Origin of the sequence: Mesorhizobium cantuariense, from assembly GCF_042647205.1 — a bacterium.
GTDB classification, from domain to species: Bacteria; Pseudomonadota; Alphaproteobacteria; order Rhizobiales; family Rhizobiaceae; genus Mesorhizobium; species Mesorhizobium cantuariense.
Map to the genome: position 1 here is coordinate 4210411 of NZ_JBHRVD010000001.1, position 26356 is coordinate 4236766.

Annotated in this window: 26 protein-coding genes; 9 read left to right on the top strand and 17 right to left on the bottom strand. The window is 63.3% G+C overall.

Features of this window, described 5'->3' with window-relative positions:
• The first annotated feature begins 226 nt into the window (after window positions 1-226).
• Window positions 227-1513, top strand: a complete 1287-nt coding sequence (locus ACFOJ9_RS20425) for a GGDEF domain-containing protein (protein ID WP_378980719.1) — start codon at window positions 227-229, stop codon at window positions 1511-1513.
• An 8-nt stretch (window positions 1514-1521) separates the two neighbouring features.
• Here the strand turns inward: ACFOJ9_RS20425 and ACFOJ9_RS20430 are convergent, their stop codons facing one another.
• Together ACFOJ9_RS20430 and ACFOJ9_RS20435 are read right to left on the bottom strand one after the other, a co-directional pair.
• Window positions 1522-2133, bottom strand: a complete 612-nt coding sequence (locus ACFOJ9_RS20430; RefSeq protein WP_378980721.1) for a hypothetical protein — start codon at window positions 2131-2133, stop codon at window positions 1522-1524.
• A gap of 107 nt (window positions 2134-2240) precedes the next feature.
• Window positions 2241-3245, bottom strand: a complete 1005-nt coding sequence (locus ACFOJ9_RS20435) for a ribonuclease T2 family protein (RefSeq protein ID WP_378980723.1) — start codon at window positions 3243-3245, stop codon at window positions 2241-2243.
• Between the two features lie 189 nt (window positions 3246-3434).
• On the opposite strand from ACFOJ9_RS20435, the gene ACFOJ9_RS20440 reads away from it, so the two are divergent.
• The 3 genes from ACFOJ9_RS20440 to ACFOJ9_RS20450 all read left to right on the top strand — a co-directional run bounded on the left by ACFOJ9_RS20440 (window position 3435) and on the right by ACFOJ9_RS20450 (window position 7289).
• Window positions 3435-4367, top strand: coding sequence for an alpha/beta fold hydrolase (locus ACFOJ9_RS20440; RefSeq protein WP_378980725.1), 933 nt, complete (start codon window positions 3435-3437; stop codon window positions 4365-4367).
• A 100-nt stretch (window positions 4368-4467) separates the two neighbouring features.
• On the top strand, window positions 4468-5643 hold the full coding sequence (locus ACFOJ9_RS20445) for a CaiB/BaiF CoA transferase family protein (protein ID WP_378980727.1): 1176 nt from the start codon (window positions 4468-4470) through the stop codon (window positions 5641-5643).
• A complete protein-coding gene (locus ACFOJ9_RS20450) occupies window positions 5640-7289 on the top strand; it encodes a thiamine pyrophosphate-binding protein (RefSeq protein WP_378980729.1) in 1650 nt (549 codons plus the stop codon). The genes ACFOJ9_RS20445 and ACFOJ9_RS20450 overlap by 4 nt, the downstream gene beginning before the upstream one ends.
• A gap of 225 nt (window positions 7290-7514) precedes the next feature.
• On the opposite strand, the gene ACFOJ9_RS20455 is transcribed toward ACFOJ9_RS20450, so the two are convergent.
• Both ACFOJ9_RS20455 and ACFOJ9_RS20460 read right to left on the bottom strand, forming a co-directional pair.
• The gene (locus ACFOJ9_RS20455) at window positions 7515-7958 is read right to left on the bottom strand and encodes a CHRD domain-containing protein (protein ID WP_378980731.1); all 444 of its coding nucleotides are present in this window, start codon (window positions 7956-7958) and stop codon (window positions 7515-7517) included.
• Between the two features lie 126 nt (window positions 7959-8084).
• Window positions 8085-9368: a cystathionine gamma-synthase family protein gene (locus ACFOJ9_RS20460; protein WP_378980733.1), complete on the bottom strand. Its 1284-nt coding sequence runs from the start codon at window positions 9366-9368 to the stop codon at window positions 8085-8087.
• A 123-nt stretch (window positions 9369-9491) separates the two neighbouring features.
• Here ACFOJ9_RS20460 and ACFOJ9_RS20465 point away from each other — a divergent pair, with 123 nt between their 5' ends.
• Entirely contained in the window at window positions 9492-9950 is a 459-nt protein-coding gene (locus tag ACFOJ9_RS20465; protein ID WP_378980735.1) for an Lrp/AsnC family transcriptional regulator, read from the top strand.
• Window positions 9951-9992: 42 nt separating this feature from the next.
• On the opposite strand, the gene ACFOJ9_RS20470 is transcribed toward ACFOJ9_RS20465, so the two are convergent.
• The 4 genes from ACFOJ9_RS20470 to ACFOJ9_RS20485 all read right to left on the bottom strand — a co-directional run bounded on the left by ACFOJ9_RS20470 (window position 9993) and on the right by ACFOJ9_RS20485 (window position 14213).
• Window positions 9993-10964: an ABC transporter substrate-binding protein gene (locus ACFOJ9_RS20470; RefSeq protein WP_378980737.1), complete on the bottom strand. Its 972-nt coding sequence runs from the start codon at window positions 10962-10964 to the stop codon at window positions 9993-9995.
• A gap of 40 nt (window positions 10965-11004) precedes the next feature.
• Window positions 11005-12159: an ABC transporter permease gene (locus ACFOJ9_RS20475; protein ID WP_378980739.1), complete on the bottom strand. Its 1155-nt coding sequence runs from the start codon at window positions 12157-12159 to the stop codon at window positions 11005-11007.
• Window positions 12156-13034: an ABC transporter permease gene (locus tag ACFOJ9_RS20480; protein ID WP_378980741.1), complete on the bottom strand. Its 879-nt coding sequence runs from the start codon at window positions 13032-13034 to the stop codon at window positions 12156-12158. Before ACFOJ9_RS20480 ends, ACFOJ9_RS20475 begins: the two co-directional genes overlap by 4 nt.
• Window positions 13035-13421: 387 nt before the next feature.
• A complete protein-coding gene (locus ACFOJ9_RS20485; RefSeq protein ID WP_378980743.1) occupies window positions 13422-14213 on the bottom strand; it encodes an ABC transporter ATP-binding protein in 792 nt (263 codons plus the stop codon).
• 130 nt (window positions 14214-14343) lie between these two features.
• Between ACFOJ9_RS20485 and ACFOJ9_RS20490 the strand changes: the two genes are divergently transcribed.
• Window positions 14344-14748: a cupin domain-containing protein gene (locus ACFOJ9_RS20490; RefSeq protein ID WP_378980745.1), complete on the top strand. Its 405-nt coding sequence runs from the start codon at window positions 14344-14346 to the stop codon at window positions 14746-14748.
• Between the two features lie 29 nt (window positions 14749-14777).
• Here the strand turns inward: ACFOJ9_RS20490 and ACFOJ9_RS20495 are convergent, their stop codons facing one another.
• The 5 genes from ACFOJ9_RS20495 to ACFOJ9_RS20515 form a co-directional block, all read right to left on the bottom strand.
• Window positions 14778-15149 (bottom strand): hypothetical protein, encoded by a 372-nt coding sequence (locus tag ACFOJ9_RS20495; protein ID WP_378980747.1) that lies wholly within the window; start codon window positions 15147-15149, stop codon window positions 14778-14780.
• A 2-nt stretch (window positions 15150-15151) separates the two neighbouring features.
• A complete protein-coding gene (hydA, locus tag ACFOJ9_RS20500; protein WP_378980749.1) occupies window positions 15152-16603 on the bottom strand; it encodes a dihydropyrimidinase in 1452 nt (483 codons plus the stop codon).
• Window positions 16604-16667: 64 nt separating this feature from the next.
• On the bottom strand, window positions 16668-17918 hold the full coding sequence (locus ACFOJ9_RS20505; RefSeq protein WP_378980751.1) for a Zn-dependent hydrolase: 1251 nt from the start codon (window positions 17916-17918) through the stop codon (window positions 16668-16670).
• A 3-nt stretch (window positions 17919-17921) separates the two neighbouring features.
• Window positions 17922-18362 carry an endonuclease domain-containing protein gene (locus tag ACFOJ9_RS20510; protein ID WP_378980753.1) on the bottom strand — a complete coding sequence of 147 codons (441 nt, stop codon included), beginning with the start codon at window positions 18360-18362 and terminating at the stop codon, window positions 17922-17924.
• Between the two features lie 109 nt (window positions 18363-18471).
• Window positions 18472-19800, bottom strand: a complete 1329-nt coding sequence (locus ACFOJ9_RS20515) for an aspartate aminotransferase family protein (protein WP_378980755.1) — start codon at window positions 19798-19800, stop codon at window positions 18472-18474.
• Window positions 19801-20042: 242 nt separating this feature from the next.
• Between ACFOJ9_RS20515 and ACFOJ9_RS20520 the strand changes: the two genes are divergently transcribed.
• Window positions 20043-20678, top strand: coding sequence for a TetR family transcriptional regulator C-terminal domain-containing protein (locus ACFOJ9_RS20520; RefSeq protein WP_378980757.1), 636 nt, complete (start codon window positions 20043-20045; stop codon window positions 20676-20678).
• A gap of 165 nt (window positions 20679-20843) precedes the next feature.
• Here ACFOJ9_RS20520 and ACFOJ9_RS20525 read toward each other — a convergent pair whose 3' ends face one another.
• Entirely contained in the window at window positions 20844-21731 is an 888-nt protein-coding gene (locus tag ACFOJ9_RS20525; protein ID WP_378980759.1) for a helix-turn-helix transcriptional regulator, read from the bottom strand.
• A gap of 103 nt (window positions 21732-21834) precedes the next feature.
• Between ACFOJ9_RS20525 and ACFOJ9_RS20530 the strand changes: the two genes are divergently transcribed.
• Together ACFOJ9_RS20530 and ACFOJ9_RS20535 are read left to right on the top strand one after the other, a co-directional pair.
• Window positions 21835-22680 carry an SDR family NAD(P)-dependent oxidoreductase gene (locus ACFOJ9_RS20530; RefSeq protein ID WP_378980761.1) on the top strand — a complete coding sequence of 282 codons (846 nt, stop codon included), beginning with the start codon at window positions 21835-21837 and terminating at the stop codon, window positions 22678-22680.
• Entirely contained in the window at window positions 22677-23399 is a 723-nt protein-coding gene (locus ACFOJ9_RS20535; protein ID WP_378980763.1) for an SDR family oxidoreductase, read from the top strand. The genes ACFOJ9_RS20530 and ACFOJ9_RS20535 overlap by 4 nt, the downstream gene beginning before the upstream one ends.
• Before the next feature lie 30 nt (window positions 23400-23429).
• Here ACFOJ9_RS20535 and ACFOJ9_RS20540 read toward each other — a convergent pair whose 3' ends face one another.
• Genes ACFOJ9_RS20540 through ACFOJ9_RS20550 form a run of 3 tightly spaced genes read right to left on the bottom strand, consistent with a single transcriptional unit; the run spans window position 23430 to window position 26284 of the window.
• Window positions 23430-23684 carry a hypothetical protein gene (locus ACFOJ9_RS20540; protein WP_378980765.1) on the bottom strand — a complete coding sequence of 85 codons (255 nt, stop codon included), beginning with the start codon at window positions 23682-23684 and terminating at the stop codon, window positions 23430-23432.
• 60 nt (window positions 23685-23744) lie between these two features.
• Complete coding sequence (otsB, locus tag ACFOJ9_RS20545; protein ID WP_378980767.1) at window positions 23745-24506, bottom strand: trehalose-phosphatase; 762 nt, start codon at window positions 24504-24506, stop codon at window positions 23745-23747.
• Entirely contained in the window at window positions 24503-26284 is a 1782-nt protein-coding gene (locus tag ACFOJ9_RS20550) for an alpha,alpha-trehalose-phosphate synthase (UDP-forming) (protein WP_378980769.1), read from the bottom strand. Before ACFOJ9_RS20550 ends, otsB begins: the two co-directional genes overlap by 4 nt.
• Window positions 26285-26356 lie beyond the last annotated feature (72 nt).

Here is a 26356-nt window from a genome sequence, read left to right on the forward strand (position 1 = left end):
TTGTCGAATTGAGTGGAGTTGGCCGCTATGTAGGCGATGCGGCGGCGAACGGCAATCGCTTTTGCCGCATCTGGCCGCTCACACGCGGAAGTGTCCGCCAACCCCTGAAGTTTTCCACGCTCACCGGGCGCGATGAAAGCTCCGGTTAACCCTTCAGCGTCAAAACAGGATCGGGGTGGAATCGCTGATTTGTCGCGATTTCAGGAGAAAGATCGGATCGACGGCGTTGCTGAACAGTTTCCTGCTCCTTGCCGAAGCGGTCGTCTACTTCAGCGTCATGGTGACGCTTTTCCGATTTAGAAAGCGCATTGGTCTCGGCGTCTTCGTCTGCGCGCTCGGTGTCATGCACTTCCTCGAAACCTATCTCGCCAGCGTTTTTTACGTCGCCTTGCCGTTCGGCATGGTCTCTCCGGGCTCGGCGGTGCTGTTTTCCGGCAAGCTGGTGATGCTGTTGCTGCTCTATATGAAGGAGGACGCCGCAACCGTGCGTCAGCCGATCTATGGCCTGCTGCTCGGCAATGCGCTGATGATCGGCCTGGTGTTGCTGCTGCGCCTGCACGCCATCGCGGCACTTCCCGACGGCAGGCTCCCCGACATCGGCTTCATCGACCAGATAGGCTGGCTGATGGTGTGGGGTACGACACTGCTCTTCATCGACGCCATCCTGATCATCCTGCTCTATGAAAAGCTCGGGCGATACCTGCGCAAGGCACAGTTCGCGCGCATCCTGATTTCCGTCGCTTGCGTGCTGACTTTCGACCAGGCCGGGTTCTTCACCGCGTTGCATTTCGTCGCCGGCGCGCCGATCGCGGTCTTTTTCGGCGGTTGGGTCGCTAAGATGGCGGCGGCGCTGACCTTCAGCACCATGCTCGTCGCGTATCTCAAATGGTTCGAGGAACGCCAGATCGCGGCGCCGCGCGGCCTCACCGACATCTTCGACACGCTGACCTATCGCGAACGCTACGAGGCGCTGGTCGAACATGTCGGACGTGACGGCCTGACCGGCCTGCTGCACCGCGGGCGCTTCGACGCCGACGGTGAAGCCGCCGTCCAGGTCAGCCTGCGCACCGCCAGGCCGCTCAGCCTGCTGATCTTCGACGTCGACCATTTCAAGTCGATCAACGACCGTTTCGGCCATGCCGAAGGCGACAAGGTGCTGAAAGCGGTCGCGGCCCTGCTTGGCGAGGCGGCAAGCGCCGAGGACCAGGTGTTCCGCATCGGCGGCGAGGAATTCGCCATCCTCAGTTCGCGTCCGCACTCGGTCGCCAGGCTGCTCGGCGAAAGCATCCGTTCCGCGGTCAAGGCCTCGGCGGCCACCAGCCGCTTCGAGCTGACCGTCAGCGCCGGCGTTTCCAGCGTCAGTGAAACGACGCGCTGCCTTGCCGACCTGTTCGCCCTTGCCGACCAGCGCCTCTACAAGGCTAAATCGACCGGCCGCGATCGCGTCGTCGGCGAGCCGGGCGGCCACGAAGCCGACGCCGCCATTGCATGGACCAAATCCGCGCAGATCTAGGTCTGTTGTTACGACTTCTTCTGCCGTCGAAGGCCTGTCACGGTGGAAACCGCCATCAGCGCAATCGCCAGCCATTTCAGCGCCGTGATGATCGGCCCGGTCTTGATGTCGTAGGCAATGAACAGAAGGATGCCCGGCACCAGCAGGCCGCACATGATCAGCATGATGCGGTTGATCTGCCACGACACTTTTGACGCCAACGCCTCGTCGCCGGGTGCTGGAGCCAGCGCCGCCCGCACCGTCTTGCCGCCCACCAGCATGGCCGAAAGGCGCATCGAGATCGGCAGGCCGAGTCCGATGATCAGGAAAGCGCAAGCCGCCAGCAGCAGCGAAAATTTCAGCGCGCTGGTTTCCGCCGGTACAGGAAACAGCAGCGTCGCCAGCGGCAGGAAGACGCCAAAAATGCCGATTGCAGCAATAGTGATGAAAATCACCGCATTGACGATCGTGAACAGCTGGTACGTGCCGACGCCGATCGGTTCGGAGAGCGTTCGCATGCGCGCCCACTCGGCGTCGCTATAGGAAAAGCCCGGCCATTCCATGCGGGCATCGTTGATCGAGACCATGCCCTTGGCCCAGAAAGCCAGCCGGGCCAGCGCGCTGCTCGTCATGCCATTCATTGCGACCCCCGCCTTAATGATGCGCAAAGCAAGATAGCATCAGGACGCGGCAACGCGACAGTCCGGTGTCTGCGCCCTGCCAACGCATGTGGGAAGCCGCCCCGTATCTACTGGAAGCCGATCGCGTCGACAGTGCCTGTCGGGCAGCCCGCCTTGTTGGTCGGCACCGAAGCCAGCAGCAGATCCTTGAGCGAGCTGTTGGGTTCGATCGGGCCGGCGAGGCCGAGCGTCAGTTCGCCGATCAGCCGCCTGCCGCTCGACGGATCGATGACGCAGGACACGCGCACGCGGTCCCCTGCTCCAGCGCCGAAAGCGCTGTCGAAGGCGCCGCGGATCTGGTCCGCCGTCAGCTTGCCGCCGATGTTCTTGGCGAAGAGATCGCGCACCGGCGAGCTGTTCACCGCGCGCATCAGGTTGAGCGCATCGGAGAAATAATCCTGCTGGCTCTTGCCGTAGCAGGTGCCGTGCTTGATCCATTCATGCCGCTCGAGATGGGAAGCTGTTCCCGGCATCACCCGATCGAGCTCCGTGCGGGTATTGGCATCCAGGTTGACCGGCGGCAGGTCCTTCCAGTGGGCCGGATTGTCGTTGGCCTTGTCGCCGGCCGTCGCCTGGCAATAGAAATTGCCGTTCGGCTGCGGCCACAGCCCGTGCAAGGTAAAATGCGTCGCGTCGAAATCACCGGCGCTCTGCGCCTTGCATTCGGTCTTGCTCGACTTGGTCTCGCAGAAGGCCGGCTGCCAGCTCAGCGCGAAGACATATTCGGGTTTTGAGGCCGCCGGCTTGCCTTGCCCACCCGGTGCGGCCGGCACCGTCGCCGCGCTGCTGCCCGAAACATGGCCGCAGGAAACCTTCACCCAGCGGCGCTCCGGATCGGCGCCCGGCACCTGGATAAGGTAGTGCGTCGGCGCATCCTTGTTGCCGGCCAGCAACTGGTAGCTTTGTCCGGCATTGGTCGAAACGTTGCCGGGGTTCTTGCCGTTCTTGATGGCCTGCGTCGCCGGACAGGCAGCGTCGGCGACGAAGGACCCGCTCATCTTGACGTCGGCGCGCGCCGCCCCGGCCAGCGACGCCGCCAACATGGCCAATCCGAAAACGACACCAATGCGCATGGAAAATCCCCGGCTCAAGAAGTGGGCGACAGACTGAAGCTGTCTCCATGTCAGAATTGCGATATTTCACTGGCCAAACGCAAGAAACATCGTCGCGGAAAAGCAGGCTTTGCCAATTGACGCAAAACCGGCGCCAGCGCAAACAAAGCCGGCGCCATGGTGGCGGCTAGAGCCTGGAGACCAAGCGGCATGTCATTCAGCCAGCAGCGCGTGGTTGCCTCGCCGACCGGTGCCGATCTCAATCTTTTCGTCAGGCAAGCCGATGGCCGGGGACGTGCCGTCGTCCAGATCAATCACGGCCTGGCCGAGCACGCCGCGCGCTATGCCCGCTTTGCCGATTTTCTTGGCTCCCGCGGCTTCCACGTCTATGTTCACGACCATCGTGGCCACGGCGCAACCAAGGCCCCAGACGCGCCGATCGGCAGGTTCGCCGACAGGAACGGCGCCGCCAAGGTGATCGCCGACGTCGGCGCCATCCATGATCTCATCGCCAGCGAACAGCCGAACCGGCCGGTCATCCTGTTTGGCCATTCTATGGGCGCGTCGGTGGCGTTGAACTACCTGTTGCACCACTCGCCACGCGTCCATGCCGCCGCGATCTGGAACGGCAATTTCTCGCAAGGCCTGCTCGGACAGGTAGCGCTGGGCATCCTTGCCTGGGAACGGATGCGGCTCGGCTCAGACGTGCCGTCGCGCCTGCTGCCAAAACTCACCTTCCAGGCCTGGGGCAAGGCGGTGCCCAACCACCGCACACTGTTCGACTGGCTGTCGCGCGACGAGGCCGAGGTGGCGAAATACATTGCCGATCCCTTGTGCGGCTGGGACGCTTCGGTATCGATGTGGCGCGACGTCGTCGGCATGGCGCTGAATGGCGGCAAGGACGCCGGCTTTGCCGGCATCCGGCGCGACCTACCCGTCAGCATCGTCGGCGGCGAAAAGGATCCGGCTTCCGACTATGGCAAAGGGATCACGCATCTTGCCAATCGCATGCGCAGGATGGGCTTTTCGAATCTCGTTTCAAAGGTTTACGCCGATACCCGCCACGAAAGCCTGAACGAGGTGAATCGCGACATCATCATGGACGATTTCGCGGCTTGGGCCGACGGCGTGCTGAAGGATTGACGGCATTGGCCTATCGCAAGAGCCGTGACAGCCGTTGCAGGGCTTGATAGAGGCTCTGCTTTCGCAGCAATCACGGTGATTGCAGCAACCAGGGTGATCTATGACTGAGCCTCCCCTGAAAGGCATCCGCGTCGTCGAACTCGCCCGCATCCTTGCCGGGCCATGGGCCGGGCAATTGCTTGCCGATCTCGGCGCCGACGTCATCAAGGTCGAGAGCCCCGACGGCGGTGACGACACCCGCAAATGGGGCCCGCCCTTCGTCATGGGCAAGGACGGCGAGAACCTGTCGGCCGCCTACTACCATTCCTGCAATCGTGGCAAGCGCTCCATCGCCATCGATTTCTCGACACAGGAAGGCGCCGAGATCGTGCGCCGGCTGGTCGCCACCTCGGATGTGCTGATCGAGAACTTCAAGCTCGGCGGCTTGAAGAAATATGGCCTCGATTATGACAGCCTGCGCCAGATCAACCCCCGCCTCGTCTATTGCTCGATCACCGGCTTCGGCCAGGATGGTCCCTACGCGCCACGCGCCGGCTACGACTTCATCATCCAGGCCATGGCCGGCATGATGTCGATCACCGGCGAGGTCGGCCGCGAGCCGCAGAAAGCCGGTGTCGCCATCTCCGATATCTTCACCGGCCTCTATTCGGTCATCGCCATCCAGGCAGCACTGCGTCATGCCGAACAGACCGGCGATGGCCAGCACGTCGACATGGCGCTCTTCGACACCCAGATCTCGGCGCTCGGCAACCAGAACCTCAACTACCTCGTCTCCGGCAAGTCGCCGGTGCAGATGGGCAATGCGCATATGAACATCGCTCCATACGAGGTTGTGCCGGTCAGGGATGGACACATCATCCTGGCGGTCGGCAATGACGGCCAGTTCGGCAAATTCTGCGCTGCCGTCGGACTGGACGATCTGCCTGCAAATCCCGACTTCGCCACCAATCCTGCCCGGGTCGCCAACAGGATCAAGCTCCGCGAGCGCATGATCGAGGCGCTGAAGGTTTTTGACCGCGACCCGCTGCTGGCAAAGCTGGAAGCGGCCAGCGTGCCGGCGAGCCCGATCAACACGATCGGCCAGATGTTTGCCGACCCGCAGACAATCGCGCGCGGCATGCGGCTCGATCTCGACGACGGCCACGGCAATCTTCTGCCGTCGGTGCGCGCGCCGATGGTGATGTCGGGCACACCGCTGGTCTATGAGCGCCCCTCGCCGCGCCTGGGCGAGCACACGCAAGAAATCCTTGCCGAACTGGAGAAGTCTGGACAATGAAGACCGGCGGACAACTGATCGTCGACGCGCTCGAAGCCAACGGCACCGACCGCATCTATTGCGTGCCAGGTGAATCCTACCTGGCGGTGCTCGACGCGCTGCATGATTCAGCGATCCGCACCATCGTCTGCCGCCAGGAAGGCGGTGCGGCCATGATGGCCGATTGCCACGGCCGCCTGACCGGCAAGCCCGGCATCTGCTTCGTCACCCGCGGCCCCGGCGCCACCAATGCCTCGGCCGGCATCCACATCGCCATGCAGGATTCGATACCCGTCATCCTGTTCATCGGCCAAGTCGCCAGCCACGCCAAGGAGCGCGAGGCTTTTCAGGAGGTTGATTACAAGAGGTTCTTCGGTGACATCGCCAAATGGGTGGTCGAGATCGACGACGCCTCGCGCATCCCGGAATTCGTCACCCGCGCCTTCGCGGTGGCCACATCGGGCCGCCCCGGCCCGGTGGTCATCTCGCTGCCGGAAGACATGCTGACCAGCGTCGTCGAGGCACCCATCGCCTTGCCGCACACACAGGTCGAAACCCGGCCGGGCGAAACCGAGCTCGATGCGCTGGAAAAGCTGCTGGCCAAGTCCATCAGGCCGTTCGCCATCCTCGGCGGCACGCGCTGGGATGCCGAGGCGGTAGCGCGGATGCGCACGATCGCCGAGGCCTGGGCGCTGCCGGTCGGCTGTTCCTTCCGCCGCCAGATGCTGTTCGATCATCTCCATCCGAACTATGCCGGCGATGTCGGCATCGGCATCAACCCGAGGCTGGCAACGACGATCAAGCAGGCCGATCTCGTGCTGCTGATCGGCGGCCGTATGGGCGAAATGCCCTCGTCGGACTATACGGTGCTGAAAAGCCCCTACCCCGACCAGACACTGGTCCATGTCCATGCCGACGCCGGCGAACTCGGCCGCGTCTACAGGCCGGCATTGGCGATCAACGCCTCGCCGTCTGCCTTCGTCGACGCTTTCGCCAAGCGCAAGCCGGCCTCCGCACCCGTCTGGGCAGCCGAAACGCCAAAGCTGCATGCCGCCTATCTCGACTGGTCGACGCCACCGGAAGGCGGCCCCGGCTCGGTCCAGATGGGGCCGATCATGAACTACCTCGAAAAGATGTTGCCCGACGACGCCATCCTCACCAACGGCGCCGGCAATTACGCGACCTGGGTGCATCGCTTCCACCGCTTCCGCCGCTTCGCCACTCAAGGTGCACCAACCTCAGGCTCGATGGGCTACGGCACGCCGGCGGCGGTCGCCGCAAAAGAACTGTTCCCGGACCGCACCGTGGTTGCCTTCGCTGGCGACGGCTGCTTCCTGATGAACGGGCAGGAATTCGCCACTGCCGTGCAGTACGACCTGCCGATCATCGTCGTCGTCGTCAACAACGGCATCTACGGCACCATCCGCATGCATCAGGAGCGCGAATATCCCGGCCGGGTCGTGGCCACGGATCTCAAAAATCCCGACTTTGCGGCCTTGGCCCGTGCCTATGGCGGTCATGGCGAAACGGTCGAGAAGACCGCCGACTTCGCTCCCGCCTTCGAACGTGCCCGCGCCAGCGGCAAGCCGGCGATCGTCGAGATCAGGCTCGACCCCGAAGCGATCACGCCGACCAAGACGATGACCCAGATCCGCGACAAGAGCTGAGTACTAAGGGCATAGGCCGAGTTCTACGGCGCCCCCCTCTGTCCTGCCGGACATCTCCCCCTCAAGGGGGGAGATTGGATGTCACGACTGCTTTCGCCAATCTTCAGCGTTGAACAACAGGCGCAGATGCCAGAACTGCCAATCTCCCCCCTTGAGGGGGAGATGTCCGGCAGGACAGAGGGGGGCGCTGTCCCGCCAACCTTGAACGGTGTTGGCCGCTGCCCCCTACTTCGCCTTCTCGATCTGTCCGCGGATTTCGCCGTCCTTGTTGGCTGCGGTGTGGACGTTGACGTAATATTTGCCGGCCTCCAGGTCAGCCGCCTGGGCATCGGTCAGCGTTTCTGAACCCTTGATCGGGCTCTTCAGCTTGCCCTTGAACGGGATCGCCACCCCGGCGTTTTCACCCATCGCGGCTGGGCCGTGAATGTGTCCGGCCGTCGCCGGCCCGCTCAGCCCGGAATATTTGACGTTCCAGCTGAGTTTCTTCGTGGCCGTGTCGAAGGTGAGAGCTGCCGTGCCCTTGCCTTTCGTGGTCACCGGCGGGTTCTGCTGGGCGCCGTCGAGCGTCGCTTTCAGCTTCACCGTCTCGGCCAGGGCCGGTGAAGCCATGAGGAAGGACGCCGAGATGGCCAGTGCCGAAAGCATTGGTGCCAAGGATTGGATACGCATGAAAATCTCCGTTTGGTGGATGACATCCTCCACGGCTCCCCGGCGCGCGGATGTATCGGCACAACGCTTATAAAAGCGGATGGCTCCGCGCGAGTAACGCTTATGTGCAAACGGCCGGACCGCGCGTCAGACGGCTGCCAGTGCCTGCGTCAGGTCGGCGATCAGATCGTCCGGGTGTTCGACGCCGATCGACAGCCTGACCGTGGTCTCCAACACGCCGATGCGCTGGCGAACCTCGAAGGGAATACCCGAATGGGTCATGGCTGCCGGGTGACTGGCCAAGGATTCCGTTCCGCCCAGGCTCACCGCCAGCTTGAAGATCTGCAGGTTGTTGAGAAAGGCGAAAGCCGCCTTCTCCCCGCCCTTAATATCAAACGAGAAGGTCGAGCCGGCACCGGTGCATTGCGCTCTGTAGGCGCGGCCCGCCGGCGTGTCCTCGCCGAGGAACGGCAGGTAATGCACCTTCCCGACCTTGGCATGATCGCGCAGGAATTCGGCGACGAGGCGCGCATTGTCGTTGGCCCGCTCCATGCGGATCGACAGCGTCTCCAGCGAGCGGCCGAGCATCCAGCAGGAATGCGGGTCGAGCTGCGTGCCGATTGCGCCGCGCAACGCCTTGATCGGCTTGGTGACCGCCTTGCTGCCCATGGCGGCACCCGCGATGAGGTCGGAGTGGCCGCCGACATATTTGGTCAGCGAATAGACGGAGACATCGGCGCCGTGTTCGATCGGCCGCTGGAACACCGGGCCGAGCAATGTGTTGTCGCAGACAACGATCGGCGTCGACCCTTGGCCCGCGCCGATCTCGTCGGCGATTGTCCGCATCAGCGCGATATCGACCAGGCTGTTGGTCGGATTTGACGGCGTCTCGATCAGGATGACCGACACGCGGCCCTTCGCGACGGCCGCATCGGCGGCCGCGCGCACCGCTGTCTCATCGACGCCGTCCGCGAAGCCGACAGCACCAATGCCGAAACCGGAAAGCGTGCGCGTCAAAAGCGTCTCCGTGCCGCCGTACAGCGGCTGCGAATGCAGGATGACGTCGCCCGGACGGGCGTAGGCGAGCAGTGTCGTGGCGATCGCCGACATGCCTGATGAAAACAGGATGCAGGCATCCGTCCCCTCATAGATCGCCAGGCGGTCCTCGACGATCTCGCTGTTGGGATGGTTGAAGCGCGAATAGACCAGGCCGGACGCAGTGCCGCTCGGCGGCTCCTTGCGGCCGGAGGTGTAGTCGAAGAAGTCGCGTCCCTCTTCCGCCGACTTGAACACGAAGGTCGAGGTCAGGAACACCGGTGGCTTAACGGCGCCCTCCGAAAGCTGCGGATCGAAGCCATAGCTCAGCATCAGCGTCTCCGGGTGGAGCTTGTGGTTGCCGATATGGGTTTTCGAAGGGCGTGGCGCGGGCATGGCTTTTTCCTGCTTTTGAAAGAGTGTCGTGCGGCAATTTATGCGATCCCGATCAGCCAGTCCTTGCTATTCTTGGGCTCGCATGGCTGCATTCCCGCAACAAACTGCCTGGAGAGACCAAAAGTGCAGCAGAAGATAGCCGACGATTTCGACCGCAAGATTCTGCGTGAACTGCAGGCCGACGCCCGCATCACCAACAATGAGCTTGCCGAGCGGATCGGCCTGTCGCCGTCGCCCTGCCTGCGGCGGGTGCGGCGGCTGGAAGAGACCGGTGTCATCAGAGGCTACACCACACTGGTCGATCCGGCCGCCTTCGGCTGGAGCATGGTCGCCATCGCCACCATCCGGCTCAGCCGCCAGAACGAAGACGAGATCGTGATGTTCGAGGAGGCGATCCGCGGCTGGGAAGAGGTGCTGGAATGCCACCTCGTCACCGGTTCGCGCGACTATGTGCTGAAGGTGGTGACGGGAAACCTCGAGCAGTACGAGCGCTTCATCAAGGAAAAGATCGCGCGGCTGAAATGCGTCGCCTCGATCGAGACCAGCTTCGTCATGAACACCATAAAGGAACGGCGCCTCTAGCAAGAGGCGCCGTTCTCTAGATCGATATGTTGCCGACTAGGCTTACTTGACCGCCTTGTCGGTGATGGCGGTGGTGTAGGCGCCGGTCGGCTCCTTGGTGATGATCTTCTGGTCGAGCAGCGCCTTGGCGGTGCGCTCGTAGGTGGCCGGGTCGAGCTTGCCGTCGGCATTGTCGATCAGCTTGGCGACTTCGCTCATCATGCGCTTCTGGTGGTTCTCGTCCTGACCGCCGCCGTCCATGACGATGCCTGCGGCCTCGTCATTGTTGTCGATGGCGTATTTCCAGCCCTTCATCGAGGCGCGCACGAAACGCACCATCTTGTCTTCGAAGGCCGGATCCTTGAGCTTGTCTTCCGACGCATAGAGCCCGTCCTCGAGCAGGTCGTTGCCCATCGCCGAGTAGTTGAACACGGTCAGCTGTTCCGGCTTGTAGCCGGCGTCGATCAGCTGCCAGTACTCGTTGTAGGTCATGACCGAGATGCAATCCGCCTGCTTCTGGATCAGCGGCTGCACGTCGAAGCTCTGCTTCAAGACGGTGACGCCATCGGCGCCGCCTTCGGTCTTCAGGCCGAGCTTGTTCATCCAGGCGTAGAACGGATACTCGTTGCCGAAGAACCAGACGCCGAGCGTGTGGCCCTTGAAGTCGGCTTCGGTCTTGATCGGGCCGTCCTTCGGGCAGACCAGTTCCATGCCGGCCTTCTTGAACGGCTGGGCGATGTTGACCAGCGGCACGCCCTTTTCGCGGGCGGCCAGCGCACCGCCCATCCAGTCGACGATGACATCGGCGCCGCCGCCGGCGATCACCTGCTCCGGAGCGATGTCCGGGCCGCCCGGCTTGATCTCGACGTCGAGACCCTCGGCGTCATAGAAACCCTTGGCCTTGGCGACATAGTAGCCGGCAAACTGGGCCTGCGTGACCCATTTCAGCTGCAACGTCACCTTGTCGGCGGCCATCGCCTGGAAAGCGGCAAGAGACATCGCGCCGGCCAGAACAGGAATAACAAGTCTTTTCATTTTATTACCCTCTGAAGTTAGTGCCCTAAACCCACCGCCCCTATCCACCACGGACAGAGGGATGCCAAAACGTGACGGCTCTTTCGACAAGAGCGACCACGCCATAAAAGACCGAACCCGCAAGTGCTGCAACTGCGATTTCGGCCCAGACCATGTCGATGTTCATCCGCCCGACCTCGGTCGAGATACGGAAACCCATGCCGACGACAGGCGTGCCGAAGAACTCGGCGACGATGGCGCCGATCAGCGCCAGCGTCGAGTTGATCTTCAGCGCGTTGAAGATGAAGGGCGCGGCTGCCGGCAGCCTGAGCTTCAGCAGCGTCTGCCAGTAGCCCGACGCATAGGTGCGCATCAGGTCGCGCTCCATATGGCCGGAGGCGGCAAGGCCGGCAACCGTGTTCACCAGCATCGGGAAGAAGGTCATGATGATGACCACGGCTGCCTTGGACTGCCAGTCGAAGCCGAACCACATCACCATGATCGGGGCGACGCCGATGATCGGCAGCGCCGAGACCATGTTGCCGATCGGCAGCAGCCCGCGCCGCAGAAACGGCACGCGGTCGGCGAGGATCGCAGTGATGAAGCCGGCGCCGCTGCCCACGACATAGCCGAAGATCACCGCCTTGAAGATGGTCTGGCGGACATCGGCGCCGAGAACCGGCAACGAACTGGCAATGCGCGCGCCGATGGCGCTTGGCGGTGGCAAAAGGATGAAAGGGATGCCGGCGCCGCGCGTCACCGCTTCCCAGATGATCAGGATCCATGCACCGAAGATGGCAGGAATGATCAGGCGTAGCGCGGTGCGAGCCCATTTGGCGAAAGGACGCAGCGATGACAGCACCGCCACGCAGCGCCAGCCCAGCAGCCAGCTAGCCGCGAGCAACAGGAAATATGGCGCCCGCGCCAGGCCCTCGAAGCCGGCGATGCCTCCAATCAGCAGCCAGGCGACCAGATGCGCGCCGATGAAAAGCACAACGGCTTCTACGATGGACGGTATTCTGGCCATCGAGATCAAAGCGGCGACAAGCAGCACGCCGAAGATCAGCCAATTCGTCGCGACATAGGGATAAATCAACGTCCCTGCCGGCTGCGCCAGCGGATCCACTTTCGGCACGGCGATCGGGCCGAGCGCGACCGCGATCAGGCACAGCACGATCGCCAGCACTGCTTGCCAGGAGGGTTTCGACCAGTTCATGCCGGCCTCCCGCCCATGGCGCGGTCGACGATACGCCCAGCAATGCCGACCACCATGACCAGAAGGGCCGCCACCACCGAGCCGGCGACCAGCGCCGACCAGATGTCGATGGACTGGCTGTAATAGGCGCCGGCCAACAGCTTGGCGCCGATGCCCGCGACCGCACCGGTCGGCAGTTCGCCGACGATGGCGCCGACCAGGCTTGCCGCCACCGCCACTTTCATCGACGTGAACAGGAACGGCACCGAAGCAGGCACGCGCAGTTTCCAGAAGGTTTGCGAGGCACTGGCATTGTAGGTATGCATCAGGTCGAGATGCATGATCTCGGGCGAGCGCAGGCCCTTCACCATGCCCACCGTCACCGGGAAGAATGACAGATAGGTCGAGATCATCGCCTTCGGGATCAGGCCACTGATGCCGACCGCCCCCAGCACGACGATGATCATCGGTGCCACCGCCAGGATGGGAATGGTCTGCGAGGCAATGATCCACGGCATCAGGCTGCGGTCGAGCGTCGCCACATGCACGATGCCGACCGCGATGATGATGCCGAGTGCCGTGCCGAAAGCGAAGCCGAGCAGCGTCGACGACAGCGTCACCCAGGCGTTGTAGACAAGGCTGCGGTTCGAGGTGATTGGCCGCAGGAACGTGTTCTCAAAGAAGTTCACCGCCACCTGATGCGGCGCCGGCAGCGTCGGCTTGGGCTGCGACAGCGTTTTGCCAATGAGTTCGCTGAACGTGGATGTTTCACCGGCGCGGCGATCGAGATCGCGCTGGAACGGCGTGTTGAGGATGACGGCGAAGACATACCAGAGCACGACCACCCCAGCGAGAATCGAGGTCACCGGAACGAGCTTGTCGCGGAAGGTGTCCATCAGCGGGCCTCGCAAGCCAGGCGCCCACCTCTCCCCAACGGGGAGAGGGTGGCCGGAGCGAAGCGGAGGCCCTTTCTCTTCGTCATCCTAGGGCGAAGCAAGGAGCGAAGCGACGCGGCGCAGACCCTAGGATCCATGCCGTTACCTCTCCGCTCCACAACGGGGCGGAACATGGCTCCCTGTGCCCCGCCCTGCTTGGCCGATATTCTCCACCGTTTTGGCCTTTCGGCCGGCGTCACGGCATGGATCCTAGGGTCTGCGCAAGCTGCTTCGCGCTTGCTTCGCCCTAGGATGACGAAGGCGTGGTTGGCCGCCCCCTCACCCGACCTCCGCTTCGCTCCGACCACCCTCTCCCCGTTGGGGAGAGGAGGAAGCTCATCCTGCCCCTCAATCATCATAGCTGTGCCCTGCCCGCAGCCCATCACGCACACGCGCCGCGATCGCCAAAAACTCCGGCGTCTCGCGGATGTCGAGCGGCCGCTGCTTCGGCAGCGTCGATTCGATGATGTCGCTGACGCGGCCCGGCCGCGGCGACATGACGACGATGCGCGTCGACAAATAGACTGCTTCGGGAATGGAGTGGGTGACGAAGCAGATCGTCTTGTTGGTGCGTCCCCACAGTTCCAGCAATTGCTCATTGAGATGGTCGCGCACGATCTCGTCCAGCGCGCCGAACGGCTCGTCCATCAGCAGCAGGTCGGCATCGAAGGCCAGCGCGCGGGCGATAGAGGCGCGCTGCTGCATGCCGCCCGAGAGCTGCCAGGGATATTTCTTCTCGAATCCCGAGAGATTGACGAGATCGAGCGTGCGCTTGATCCGCTCCACCTGCTCCGCCTTGGACAGGCCCATGATCTCCAGCGGCAGCCCGACATTGCGCTCGATGGTGCGCCAGGGAAACAGGGCGGCGGCCTGGAAGACATAGCCATAGGCGCGTTTCTCGCGCGCCTGCTCGGGCGTCATGCCGTTGACCGAAATCGTCCCCGAGGTCGGCTTCTCCAGATCGGCGATGACGCGCAGCAGCGTGGTCTTGCCGCAGCCCGAAGGCCCGATGAAGGAGACGAACTCACCCTTGCCGATGGTGAGATCGACATTGGACAGCGCCTGCACCGGCCCGTCATTGGTCTGGAAGGTCAGTCCGAGTTTGCTTGCCGCGACGACGGCTGGCGAAGTCCCTGTCATCGGCTGCCGCCTGCCTGTTGCCGCCCCTGCGGCGCCGGCTGGAATCCGATTGCTTTTATCGCGATGTTGTTTTCCACTCGCCCTGTCCCATTGGTCTTGTCCCACTCGATCGACGCCCGGAGTTTCCCCGATGTCGCCCAAACCCACTTGTCATCTTATCCGCCCTGAAAGCACTTATGAAGGCAAGCAGGGATTGACCTATTTCGCCGGCATCGCCACGGAGACCGTCGGTGCCTCCGGCATCTGCATGCACATGCTCACCATGCCGCCCGGCGCCCGCGCCAAGGCGCATATGCACGAGAGCCACGAGACGGCGATCTATGTGCTCTCCGGCGAAGTCCACACCTGGTACGGCGACCGGCTCGAGCATCACATCGTCGTCAAGGCCGGCGACCTTTTCTACATTCCGGCCGGCGTGCCGCATCTGCCGGCCAATCTGAGCAGCGCCCCGTCTTCGGCCGTCATTGCCCGCACCGACCCCAACGAACAGGAAAGCGTCGTCCTGCTGCCGGAACTGGATGCGCTGGTCGCCTGAAGCCGGCATCGACGGAGAGACCGTCACCGTCACGAACATGATTGCAGCGGCCCCATTTCCTCAAGGCCCGGAATGGTGACGAAGAAACCATCCTCTCCCTTGTTGGTGACCAAGACGGTTTCGATCGTCGTTCCCGCCTCGCCCTCGGCGGAACAGGTCGAAGTCAGCGATTGCGCACCCAGCACCGGCGTCAATTGCTGTGCGAACCGGCAGCCGCTGCCATAGGTCTCGATGCCTTCGGCGGTCAGCACGATATAGGCATCGCTGTCCTGATAACCGGCCTTGACGCCGGCACAGCCGACATCATTGCCCCAGGAGCCGGCCAGCACGCCGCCTGCTGCTGCCGGGCCAGCGACAATTGCCGCCAAGACCAACGAAATGAGCGCGGCCGAACGCGCCAAGCTCAAACCCCGGTCGCCGGGATACCGGTGCGTTCCACCTTGCGCGGCGCGGAAATCTCTTTCCACGTCGACAGCGCCCGGTTGACCGCCGCATTCGGCTCGCGGGCGACGAACTCACCATGGCCGGGCTTGGCCTTGACCTCGCCCTCCTGGATCGACAGTTCGCCGCGCGAGAACACGAAGCGCGGCAGGCCGGTCACCTCGAACCCTTCGAAGACATTGTAGTCGATCACCGACTGCTGCTTTTTCGAAGAAATCTTCTTTTTGCGCTTCGGATCCCAAACGACTATGTCGGCGTCAGCGCCTTCAACGATGGCGCCCTTTTTCGGATACATGTTGAGGATCTTGGCGATGTTGGTCGAGGTCACCGCGACGAACTCGTTCATCGTCAGGCGGCCGGTGTTGACGCCGGTGGTCCACAGCACCGGCATGCGGTCTTCAAGCCCGCCGGTGCCGTTCGGGATCTTGGTGAAATCGCCGACGCCGTTGCGCTTCTGCTTGGTGGTGAAGGCGCAATGGTCGGTCGCCACCACCTGCAGCGATCCCGCCTGCAGGCCGGCCCACAGCGAATCCTGGTGCAATTTGTTGCGGAAGGGCGGGCTCATCACGCGGCGCGCCGCATGATCCCAGTCCTTGTCGAAATACTCGCTCTCGTCCAACGTCAGGTGCTGGATCAGCGGCTCGCCGAACACCCGCATGCCCTTCTGGCGCGCCCGGCGGATCGCCTCGTGGCTCTGTTCGCAGGAGACATGCACGACATAGAGCGGCACGCCGGCCATGTCGGCGATCATGATGGCGCGGTTGGTCGCCTCGCCTTCCACCTCCGGCGGTCGCGAATAGGCGTGACCCTCGGGCCCGTTGTTGCCGGCGGCCAGCAGCTTCTGCGACAGGGCGGCAACCACGTCGCCATTCTCGGCATGCACCAGCGGCAGCGCGCCGAGATCGGCGCAGCGCTGGAACGACGCATACATCTCGTCGTCATCGACCATCAGAGCGCCCTTGTAGGCCATGAAATGCTTGAACGAGGTGATGCCCTTGTCGACGACGGTGGCCATCTCGTCGAACACCTGCTTGCCCCACCAGGTGATCGCCATGTGGAAGGAATAGTCGCAGGACGCCTTCGAGGTCTTGTTGTCCCACATCTGCAAGGCTTCGAGCAGCGACTGCTGCGGCGCCGGCAGGCAGAAATCGACCACCATGGTCGTGCCGCCGGCAAGCGCTGCGCGCGTGCCGGATTCGAAATCATCGGCCGAATAGGTGCCCATGAACGGCATTTCGAGATGCGTGTGCGGGTCGATGCCGCCCGGCATGATATAGCAGCCGGTGGCGTCGAACTCGTGGTCGCCATGCAGGTTGGAGCCGATGGCGACGATCTTGCCGTGCTGCATCAGCACATCGGCCTTCCACGTGCGGTCGGCGGTGACGACGGTGCCGTTCTTGATGATTTTGGTCATTTTTCTTGTTCCCTTGTTCTCTTCGCGCTTCTTTGCGAGCGGCGTTTGAATCCGGATCTTTGGTTCACTCCACGATGACAGCTGTCTCCACCACTGCGTGGAACAAAACGTCGGCGCCGGCCGAGGCCCATTCCTTGGTGATGTCCTCGGCCTCGTTGTGGCTGAGGCCATCGACGCAGGGGCACATCACCATGGCGGTGGGCGCAACGCGGTTGATCCAGCAGGCGTCATGGCCGGCGCCGGAGACGATGTTGCGATGGGAATAGCCGAGGCGTTCGGCGGCATCGCGGATCGCCTTGACGCAACCGGCATCGAAGGTCACGGGGTTGAAAGCACCGACCTGCTCGATCTCGTACTGGATATCGAGCGCCTCGCAGATCGTGTCGATGCCTTCACGGATGCGGCCGTCCATGGCATCCAGCACTTCCTTTTCCGGCGAGCGGATGTCGATGGTGAAGACGGTGCGGCCGGCGATGATGTTGCGCGAATTGGGATAGACCTCCATGTGGCCGACCGCACCGACGGCGTCGGGCTGGTAGTCCATGGCGATCTCGTGCACCAGCTCGATCACCCGCGCCATGCCGAGCCCGGCATTGCGGCGCTTGGGCATCGGCGTCGAGCCCGTATGCGCCTCCTTGCCGGTCAGCGTCACCTGCAGCCATTTCAGACCCTGGCCGTGGGTGACGACGCCGATATCGATGCCCTCGTCCTCGAGGATCGGTCCCTGCTCGATGTGCAGTTCGAAGAAGGCGTGGATCTTGCGATCGCCGACCTTCTCGCTGCCCTTCCAGCCGATGCGCTCCAGTTCCTCGCCGAATTTCTTGCCCTGCTTGTCGGTGTGCCCGTAAACATCGGCCTGGTCGAGCACGCCGGCAAACACGCCGGACGCCATCATCGCCGGCGCGAAGCGCGCGCCTTCCTCGTTCGTCCAGTTGGTGACGACGATCGGATGTTTGGTCTTGATGCCGAGGTCGTTGAGCGAGCGCACCACTTCAAGCCCGCCCAGCACGCCAAGCACGCCGTCATACTTGCCGCCGGTCGGCTGCGTATCGAGATGGCTGCCGACATAGACCGGCGGCAGGCTGGGATCGGTGCCTTCGCGGCGGGCAAACATCGTGCCCATTTCGTCGACGCCCATTTCGAGCCCGGCCGCATCGCACCAGCGCTTGAACAGGTGCCGCCCCTCGCCGTCCTCGTCGGTCACGGTCTGGCGATTGTTGCCGCCGGCAATGCCGGGGCCAATCTTCGCCATTTCCATGATGGAATCCCACAAACGGTCTGAATTGATTCGCAGATTCTCGCCGGGTGCGGCCATACTCTAAAACCTCATTGATGCGCGGGCGTCCCCCTCCCCCTCGAGGGGAGGGTGGCCGCGAAGCGGTCGGGTGGGGTCGGCTGACATATGCTCAACCTTCCCCTTGACCACCTGCGCGACATGCCACGCGCTGTTTATGACATCGGGCTCGTCAACACGGAAGACATCAAACCCGAGTGAGCGCAGATAGGCATCACGAACAGCATCGTGCCGTTTGCCCTTCTGATGCTCATGCAGATCGCCATCCACCTCCACCACCAGTTTTACGGCAAGGCAAGCAAAGTCGACGATATAGGGGCCAATCGGACACTGGCGGCGGAATTTGATGCCAGCCGATTTCAGCTCGCGCAATTCATACCACAGAAGGGATTCGCCCTTGGTCGCGTGAACTCGAAGCGCTCGCGCCTTCTGGCGCATTTCGAAGCTCACGCGGGTACGGGGCATCAGCGGCAGCCTCGCAAAAGATCAGGTCGGCGCGCGTCGCCACCGACCCCACCCGACCGCTTCGCGGCCACCCTCCCCTCGAGGGGGAGGGAAAGCTGCGTCCAGTTTTTCAATCTATCGACCTCAGCACTTCGCGCACATGGTCGATCAATTCGTTGATCTGGCCCTTGGTGATGATCAGCGGCGGCGACAGCGCGATGATGTCGCCGGTGGTGCGGATCAGCGCGCCGCGCTCGAACGCCTTGACGAAGGCCGAGAAGGCCCGCTTGGTCGGCTGACCAGCAATCGGCGCCAGCTCGATCGCACCGATCAGGCCGATGTTCCTGATGTCGATGACGTTCGGCTCGCCCTTCAGCGAATGCAGCGCGTCCTCCCAATAGGGCGCCAGCTCCTCGCCGCGGGTCAGCAGGCCCTCTTCCTTGTAAGTGTCGAGCGTACCCAGCGCGGCTGCGCAGGCGATCGGATTGCCCGAATAGGTATAGCCGTGGAAGAACTCGATCATGTGCTCGGGCCCGGTCATGAAGGCGTCGTGGATCTCCTTCTTCACGAACACCGCGCCCATCGGAATGACGCCGTTGGAGACGCCCTTGGCGGTGGTCATGATGTCGGGCGTCACACCGAAATAGTCGGCGGCGAACGGCGTACCGAGACGGCCGAAACCGGTGATGACCTCGTCGAAGATCAAAAGGATGCCGTGCTTGGTGCAGATTTCACGCAGCTTCTGCAGATAGCCCTTCGGCGGCAGGATGACGCCGGTGGAGCCGGCGACCGGCTCGACGATGACGGCGGCGATGGTCGAGGCGTCATGCAGGGCGACGATGCGCTCCAGTTCGTTAGCGAGTTCCGCGCCATACTCCGGCACGCCCTTGGTGAAAGCGTTCTTTTCCGGCAGATGCGTGTGCGGCATATGGTCGACGCCGCCGAGCAGCGTGCCGAACATCTTGCGGTTGGTGACGATGCCGCCGACCGAGATGCCGCCGAAATTGACGCCGTGATAGCCGCGCTCGCGGCCGATCAGCCGGGTGCGCGAGCCCTCGCCCTTCACGCGGTGATAGGCGATCGCCATCTTGAGTGCGGTTTCGACCGATTCCGAGCCGGAATTGGTGAAGAAGACATGGTCCATGCCCTTGGGCGCGAGGTCGACCAGGCGGTTGGCCAGTTCGAACACGATCGGATGGCCCATCTGGAAGGCGGGCGCATAGTCGAGTTCGGCGGCCTGGTGCTGGATCGCCTCGGTGATCTTCGGACGGCAGTGGCCGGCATTGACGCACCAGAGTCCGGCGGTGCCGTCGAGCACCTTGCGGCCGTCGCTGGTCGTGTAATGCATGTCCTTGGCGGACACCATCATGCGCGGCGCCTGCTTGAACTGCCGGTTTGCCGTGAACGGCATCCAGAATGCGCTGAGATCGTTCGGCGTGACTTTCAGCCGGTTGGACATGACCAAGACTTCCCCTTGTAACCTGTTTCGGTGCGCCCAACGCTTGGTCTTTGCCGCGTTTTCATGCTACGCAAATTTTTGACCGATTGGACAAACGTTAGCACCGCCCTGTCGGCGGTCAAGGGATTACTAGCGGAAATGCGGCACCTGAAGTGCGTTCCACAGGCTAGGGAAAAACTGGTCCAGAGAATTGGTCCAGATGACCTTGAACGCGAGGTTTGGCAACGCGAGGGCTGGCAACGGTGACCACCGGCACGGACGCCCCTCGCCGCACCCGCATCCAGCAGGAAAAGCGCGAACTCATCCTGGAGGCAGCGCTCGAGGTTTTCTCCACCAACGGTTTTCGCGGTTCGACCATCGACCAGATCGCCGAAGCCGCCGGCATGTCGAAGCCGAACCTGCTCTATTATTTCCGCCGCAAGGAAGACATCCACGAGACGCTGATGCAGCGCCTGCTCGACACCTGGCTGGCGCCGCTGCGTGAACTCGACGATATCGGCGACCCCATGACGGAACTTAGGAGCTACATCAGGCGCAAGCTGGAGATGGCGCGCGACTTTCCACGCGAGAGCCGGCTGTTCGCCAACGAGATCCTGCAAGGCGCGCCGCGCATCATGCCGCTGCTGGCCGGAGAGTTGAAGACGCTGGTCGACGAGAAGGCCGTCGTCATCAAGGGCTGGATGCGCGCCGGCAAGATCGCCAAGACCGATCCGTGGCACCTGATCTTCTCGATCTGGGCGACGACGCAGCACTATGCCGATTTCGATGTCCAGGTCCGCGCCGTGCTCGGGCCGAACCGCGGCGGCGACGGCCGCTTCGAGGATGCGGCAAGGTTCTTGGAGCAGCTGTTCTTGGATGGGCTGAAGCCAAAGGGGTAGCAGCGAGATCACGTCTGGGGTCAACTTGGCAGTCGTCGGGCAATCCCAGACGGTGGGGATTGGCCGAAGCGCACATTGATTTCGTCATTCTAGGGCGAAGCAAGGAGCGAAGCGACGCGGCGCAGACCCGAGGATGACGAAGCTGAGGGGGGCCGCCAGCCAACCTCAGGCGCTGCGCCGCTCTGCCGGCAGCGCATCCAGCAATGTCTGCAGCTTGGCGACCGAGTTCTGCTCGGCGAGCGGCGTGTAGACGATCAGCTTCATGTCGGAGCCGTCGCCGATCGACAGGCTCATATGCTCGAAGGTCATGGCGCCCGCGCTCGGGTGCCGGACATGCTTCACCCCCGACAATCGGTGCGCGACGTCACGCTGCGGCCACCAGCTGCGAAATTCGGGGCTCGAGCGCGTCATCAACTCGATCAGCCGCTCGAAATCCGGATCGCCGACATAGCGGGCGCTCGCGGCGCGGAACGAGGCCAGCACGGTGCGCGCCAGTTCCTCCCAGTCGACCAGCAGGCGCCGGTGGTGCGGATTGGTGAACACCATGTGGACGATGTTGCGGGCGTCACCCTCCAGCAGGCCATAATCGCCGAACACCGCCACCGCCGCCGGGTTCCAGGCCAGCACGTCCCAGCGCCTCCCGACGACATAGGCCGGCTGCAGCACCAGGCTCTGCAGCATATGCAGCAACGGACCATCGACCTTTTCCGGCGCCACGGTACGGCGCTCCGGCTGCTGGCGGTCGGCGAGGATGAACAGATGCTGTTTTTCGGCGGCGTCGAGGCGCAGCGCTTCGGCGAGCGCCGTCAGCACCTCGACCGAAGGCCTGACCTCCCGCCCCTGCTCCAGCCATGTGTACCAGGTTGTGCCGACGCCGGCGATCATTGCCACCTCCTCGCGCCGCAAGCCTGGCGTGCGCCGCCTGAGGCCTGTGGCGATGCCTGTGGCCGAGGGCGTCAGCCTTTCGCGGCGCGAGCGCAGGAAGGCGCCGAGTTCGCGCCGGCGGCTGTCTTCTGCGGAGTGTGTGGGGGCCGCGTGGGGTTGGGTCTTCATTCGCTCATTATAGCAGTATCGATACCAGGATAAAGTTTGAACTGTTTGGCTCGCGCCACCTGTCCCATCTTCCGTTCAGAGCAACAGAACGGAGGCTCTGAACATGGAACTCAAAGACAAGACAATCCTCATCACCGGCTCAACCGACGGCGTCGGCCGCGTCGTCGCGCAACGGCTGGGCGCCGCCGGCGCCCGTGTGCTGGTGCACGGCCGCGATGCGACGCGCGGCAAGGCTGTTGTCACCGAGATCGAAGCCGCCGGCGGCAAGGCCGAGCTTCTGGTCGCCGACCTTTCCTCTCTGGCCGAAGTACGCCGCCTCGCCGAGGCGGTGCGCGCCCGGACGAACCGGCTCGACATCCTCATCAACAATGCCGGCATCGGCACCGCGAGCCGAGGCGCCAAACGACAGGTCAGCGCCGACGGCTACGAACTGCGCTTCGCCGTCAACTATCTTGCCGGTTTCCTGCTGACCTCCGAGCTTCTGCCTTTGCTGAAGGCCAGCGCGCCGGCGCGCATCGTCAACGTCGCCTCGGCCGGCCAGCAGGCGATCGATTTCGGCGATGTCATGCTGACTCGGTCCTATGACGGCGTGCGTGCCTATTGCCAGAGCAAGCTGGCGCAGATCCTGTTCACAGTCGACCTGGCGGAACAGTTGAAAGGCACCGGGGTCACCGTCAACGCGCTGCATCCGGCGAGCTACATGAACACCACCATGGTCCGGCAGGCCGGCGTGACGCCGTGGAGCTCGGTCGAAACCGGCGCCGACGCCATCCTCAACCTCGCCATCTCATCCGCGCTCGACGGAAAAAGCGGCCTCTATTTCGACGGCCTGCGGGAATCCCGTGCCGACGCCCAGGCCTATGACGCCAAAGCAAGGCAACAGTTGCGAGCCTTGAGTCTCGACCTCGTCGGCCCGGCCTCCCCCACATCGAAGGAACAGCATTCATGACCAAGGCAATCGAACATGCCGTCATCATCGGCGGCTCATCCGGCATCGGCCTGGCGACAGCGCGAAAACTGCTTGGCCCGGGCATGAAGGTGACCATCACCGGGCGCAACCAGGACAAGCTCAACAGCGCATGGAAGAGCCTTGGCGGCGCTGCCGACAAGGCGGCCTTCGATGCCGCGAAGCCGGATGAGGTCGGCCAGTTCTTCGACAGCCTCGGCCCTTTCGATCATCTGGTGCTGGCGGCCAGCGGCGGCAAGGGCCTTGGCCCCTTCCCGACGCTTGACCTGGCCGACATCGGCAGCGGCGTCGACGAGAAAGTCCGCCCGCAGCTGTCCTGTCTGCAGGCGGCCTTGCCCACTCTGAACAAGGCCGGATCGGTCACCTTCATCTCGGCGGTCTCAGCGCAGCTCGCAACGCCCGGTGTCACCGGTATCGCCGCCATCAACGGCATGCTGTTGACCGTGGTGCCGATCCTGGCGGTGGAGCTGAAGCCGCTGCGTGTCAACGTCGTGGCACCCGGCGTCATCGATACGCCCTGGTGGAATTTCCTGGCCGAGGAGCAGAGGCAGGCGCTGTTTGCCGATTATGCCGGAAGGACCCCGGTCGGCCGAATCGGTCGCGCCGAAGACGTCGCCGCGGCAATAGCCTTCCTCGTCTCCAACGGCTTCATGACCGGCCAGGTGCTGACCTGCGACGGCGGCCTACGGTTTGCGGCGTAGAGACAGCGACCATCGGGCGCCGACAGACCCTCAATTGGTTTTCTTTGGAACGCGGTTGTTCTCGTCCATAGGCCCGTCGTCAGCCGGTTTTGCCACACCTGAAACAGGCCTTTCCGGAACATGAGAATAGTCAGACGTATCCGCCCCATACATCTTGTTATCGATCGCTTCTTGCCAGCTGAAGTCTGCGTCGGACGGTGAAACGTCGGCAATCTCATGGCGGGAGGTGCGAGCGTGAAGCCAACTCGGCGTGATCTCTCGAACCAGTTGTGCAAAGCGTCCCATCGAAACCGTTCCTTTCCTTGCCCTTTCCAGGATGCGCGATCGCGGTTGCGTCGGCTGGACCTAGAGTTGACCTCTCAGCCAGGCCAGCGTCTCGGCAACGCCGGCAAGCCCGTACTGCGCGGTGGTATGCGCTGGTGGTTTGACCCGTATCGATATGCCGCCGGCATCATTGACGGCTTCGAAGCCGTTTTCGTCCGAGGTGTCATCGCCCAGGAAGACCGGGCGGCGGCCCGCAAATGGCGCGATGTCCATGAAACGCCGGATCGCGGCGCCCTTGGCTGCCTCGAGCGGCAGCAATTCCACTCCGGCATTGCCGGGAACCACCCGGTAGCCCTTTGGCAGGACGGCCAGCGCCTGCTCGACAAGCTGCGTCGCGCGGGGAAGCAGATGTGGGGCAGCGCGCGTGTGGATGGCCAGAACCCGTCCTTTGCGCTCGATATAGGCCCCACGACCGAGCTCGGCCTCGATCTCGTCGGCAAGCGCCGCAATATCCGCCGGCTCGTCCGCGACTTCGACGTCGTCGTCCGGCAGCAGCCTGTGCTCCAGGCCATAAAGCCCGGCCGCGCGCAGCTTCAAAGGCTGAAACAGCTGGTCCACGGCCGCAACGGAGCGGCCTGTGATGAAGGCCACTGCCCCGTTCAACTTGAGATCCAGGCCTTGCAGCAAAGAGCGTAGCTCGTCGCTGACCGAGACGGCGTCCGGGTGTTCGGCATGTTCCAGCAGGGTGCCGTCGATGTCGAGGAACAACGCCCATTCGCCAGTCAGGAGGGCCTGCGGCTTTTGCAGGGTCTCGCCAATAACCTTTTGCAGCGTCTCGCTCATAACATTGCCACCCGTTTGCGCTCGAACATGGAAACGACATTGTCGACGCTGGGCGGCCGGTCGCCACCGCCGGTTACCCGATCGAGGTCACCGCGCTTGCGCAGGCGCGCCGCATCCAGAAGCATGCTGCCGGCCCAGCGATAGACATTGTTGTTGCGGACCATCTCGCGCATGGGCCGCATGCGCTCGCGCTGTTCGTCGGGCGTCATGGTCAGCGCCTGCAGCAGCGCTTCGCTCATCATGGCGGCGTCGTAGGGGTTGACGATCAGCGCCTCCAGCAATTCGCGCGAGGCGCCGGCGAATGTGCTGAGCATCAAGACGCCCTGTTCGTCGTCACGCGCCGCGACGAATTCCTTTGCGACCAGGTTCATGCCGTCATGCAGGCTGGTGACCATGCATATGTCGGCAGCCCGATAGATTTCATAGACCTGTTCTTGCGAGTGATGTTCGGCCACCATGACCACCGGCCTGTAGCCCTCGCTGCCATAACGCTGGTTGAGCTCTTCGGCATAGCGTTGGCATTCGTCGTGGAGCAGCTTGTAGGCCGGGAGCGTGCCCCGGCTGGGAGCCGCGATCTGCAGGAAAACCAGCTTTCCGATCCATTCAGGGTATCGCTTGAACAATTCGTCCAGCGCCTGAAACCGATCCAGAATGCCCTTGGTGTAGTCGAGACGCTCAACCCCGACAGCCAGCTTCACATCCGCGTTCAGTCCGAACCTATTCCGCAGGCGGGCGCGGCAGTCATCGACGTCAGGCAATTTTGCCAGAAGGTCCGCCGGCCATTCTATCGAGATGGGATAGGCGTGCACCAGCGTCGTCTGGCCGCCATAGGAGATGGCCGCATCGGCCCGCTCGATGCGGCTTTCCAGGAAGCGATCGACGCTTTCGGTGAAATTGTTGGCGTGGAACTGGGTGTGGAAACCAATGATCGAGCTGCCGAGCAGCCCCTCGAGGATGCGCTCACGCCAGGGACAGATGCTATACACTTCCGAGTTCGGCCATGGGATGTGCCAGAAGGTGATGACGATCGCCTCCGGCAGGCGCTCGCGGATCATGCGCGGCAGCAGCGCGAAGTGGTAGTCCTGGACCAGCACGATCGGCCGCTCGTTGCGCGCTTCGGTAACCACCGTATCGGCAAACTTCCGGTTGACGGCTTCATAGGCCTCCCAGTCCGAGGCGCGAAAAATCGGCCGGGTGAAGGCGATATGGCATAGCGGCCAGAGGCCCTCATTGGCGAAGCCGAGATAGTAGCCCTGATGCTCTTCCTCCGTCAGCCAGACCCGGCGCAGCGTGTAGGACGGATTGCCGGGCGGCACCTGCACGCGGTCGTTGTCGTCGACCGTGAGACGGTCCGCGGTTCCACCGCCATAAGCGATCCAGGTGCCGCCACAGGCGCGAGTGATCGGCTCAAGCGCCGACACCAGCCCGCTGGCCGGCACCAGCAATTCGACGCCGCCGTCATCCCTGATGTTGTGGATATAGGGTTCGCGGTTGGACACCACGATGACCTGCGCCTCCGGCAGGTCGTCGGCCAGGATCTTGCGCAATGTTTCGGGCGACCATGTCACCAGCGCCGCGTCGGCCGATTGGCCGTTCTTTTCGAACTCCCGTATCACCTTGCGCGCCGCTTCCGCGGCGACGTCTTCGCCCGCTGTATGCGCGACCGCCGGCGGGTGACTGCGGCGCTGCCGCGATATGGAGAAGAAAACGGCAAAAGCGGAAAAACCGAGGCTCGCGAGGATCAGAACCCAGAGCAGGCCCGCACCGTAATTTGTCATTGGAATGTCAACTCACCTCCGGCCGTTCGGCGGCCGTTTTGTTCGTGTTTCCGATTTGAAACTGTCCACCGG

Bases quoted from the DNA above. Each gene is read 5' to 3' on its own strand.
- ACFOJ9_RS20450 (WP_378980729.1), top strand. From the start codon at position 5,640: ATGAAGACCGGCGGACAACTGATCGTCGACGCGCTCGAAGCCAACGGC.
- otsB (WP_378980767.1), bottom strand. From the start codon at position 24,506: ATGAGCGAGACGCTGCAAAAGGTTATTGGCGAGACCCTGCAAAAGCCG.
- ACFOJ9_RS20435 (WP_378980723.1), bottom strand. From the start codon at position 3,245: ATGCGCATTGGTGTCGTTTTCGGATTGGCCATGTTGGCGGCGTCGCTG.
- ACFOJ9_RS20515 (WP_378980755.1), bottom strand. From the start codon at position 19,800: ATGTCCAACCGGCTGAAAGTCACGCCGAACGATCTCAGCGCATTCTGG.
- ACFOJ9_RS20470 (WP_378980737.1), bottom strand. From the start codon at position 10,964: ATGAAAAGACTTGTTATTCCTGTTCTGGCCGGCGCGATGTCTCTTGCC.
- ACFOJ9_RS20430 (WP_378980721.1), bottom strand. From the start codon at position 2,133: ATGAATGGCATGACGAGCAGCGCGCTGGCCCGGCTGGCTTTCTGGGCC.
- ACFOJ9_RS20480 (WP_378980741.1), bottom strand. From the start codon at position 13,034: ATGGACACCTTCCGCGACAAGCTCGTTCCGGTGACCTCGATTCTCGCT.
- ACFOJ9_RS20485 (WP_378980743.1), bottom strand. From the start codon at position 14,213: ATGACAGGGACTTCGCCAGCCGTCGTCGCGGCAAGCAAACTCGGACTG.
- ACFOJ9_RS20475 (WP_378980739.1), bottom strand. From the start codon at position 12,159: ATGAACTGGTCGAAACCCTCCTGGCAAGCAGTGCTGGCGATCGTGCTG.
- ACFOJ9_RS20445 (WP_378980727.1), top strand. From the start codon at position 4,468: ATGACTGAGCCTCCCCTGAAAGGCATCCGCGTCGTCGAACTCGCCCGC.
- ACFOJ9_RS20540 (WP_378980765.1), bottom strand. From the start codon at position 23,684: ATGGGACGCTTTGCACAACTGGTTCGAGAGATCACGCCGAGTTGGCTT.
- ACFOJ9_RS20490 (WP_378980745.1), top strand. From the start codon at position 14,344: ATGTCGCCCAAACCCACTTGTCATCTTATCCGCCCTGAAAGCACTTAT.
- ACFOJ9_RS20535 (WP_378980763.1), top strand. From the start codon at position 22,677: ATGACCAAGGCAATCGAACATGCCGTCATCATCGGCGGCTCATCCGGC.
- ACFOJ9_RS20460 (WP_378980733.1), bottom strand. From the start codon at position 9,368: ATGCCCGCGCCACGCCCTTCGAAAACCCATATCGGCAACCACAAGCTC.
- ACFOJ9_RS20455 (WP_378980731.1), bottom strand. From the start codon at position 7,958: ATGCGTATCCAATCCTTGGCACCAATGCTTTCGGCACTGGCCATCTCG.
- hydA (WP_378980749.1), bottom strand. From the start codon at position 16,603: ATGACCAAAATCATCAAGAACGGCACCGTCGTCACCGCCGACCGCACG.
- ACFOJ9_RS20525 (WP_378980759.1), bottom strand. From the start codon at position 21,731: ATGAAGACCCAACCCCACGCGGCCCCCACACACTCCGCAGAAGACAGC.
- ACFOJ9_RS20505 (WP_378980751.1), bottom strand. From the start codon at position 17,918: ATGGCCGCACCCGGCGAGAATCTGCGAATCAATTCAGACCGTTTGTGG.
- ACFOJ9_RS20510 (WP_378980753.1), bottom strand. From the start codon at position 18,362: ATGCCCCGTACCCGCGTGAGCTTCGAAATGCGCCAGAAGGCGCGAGCG.
- ACFOJ9_RS20440 (WP_378980725.1), top strand. From the start codon at position 3,435: ATGTCATTCAGCCAGCAGCGCGTGGTTGCCTCGCCGACCGGTGCCGAT.
- ACFOJ9_RS20530 (WP_378980761.1), top strand. From the start codon at position 21,835: ATGGAACTCAAAGACAAGACAATCCTCATCACCGGCTCAACCGACGGC.
- ACFOJ9_RS20550 (WP_378980769.1), bottom strand. From the start codon at position 26,284: ATGACAAATTACGGTGCGGGCCTGCTCTGGGTTCTGATCCTCGCGAGC.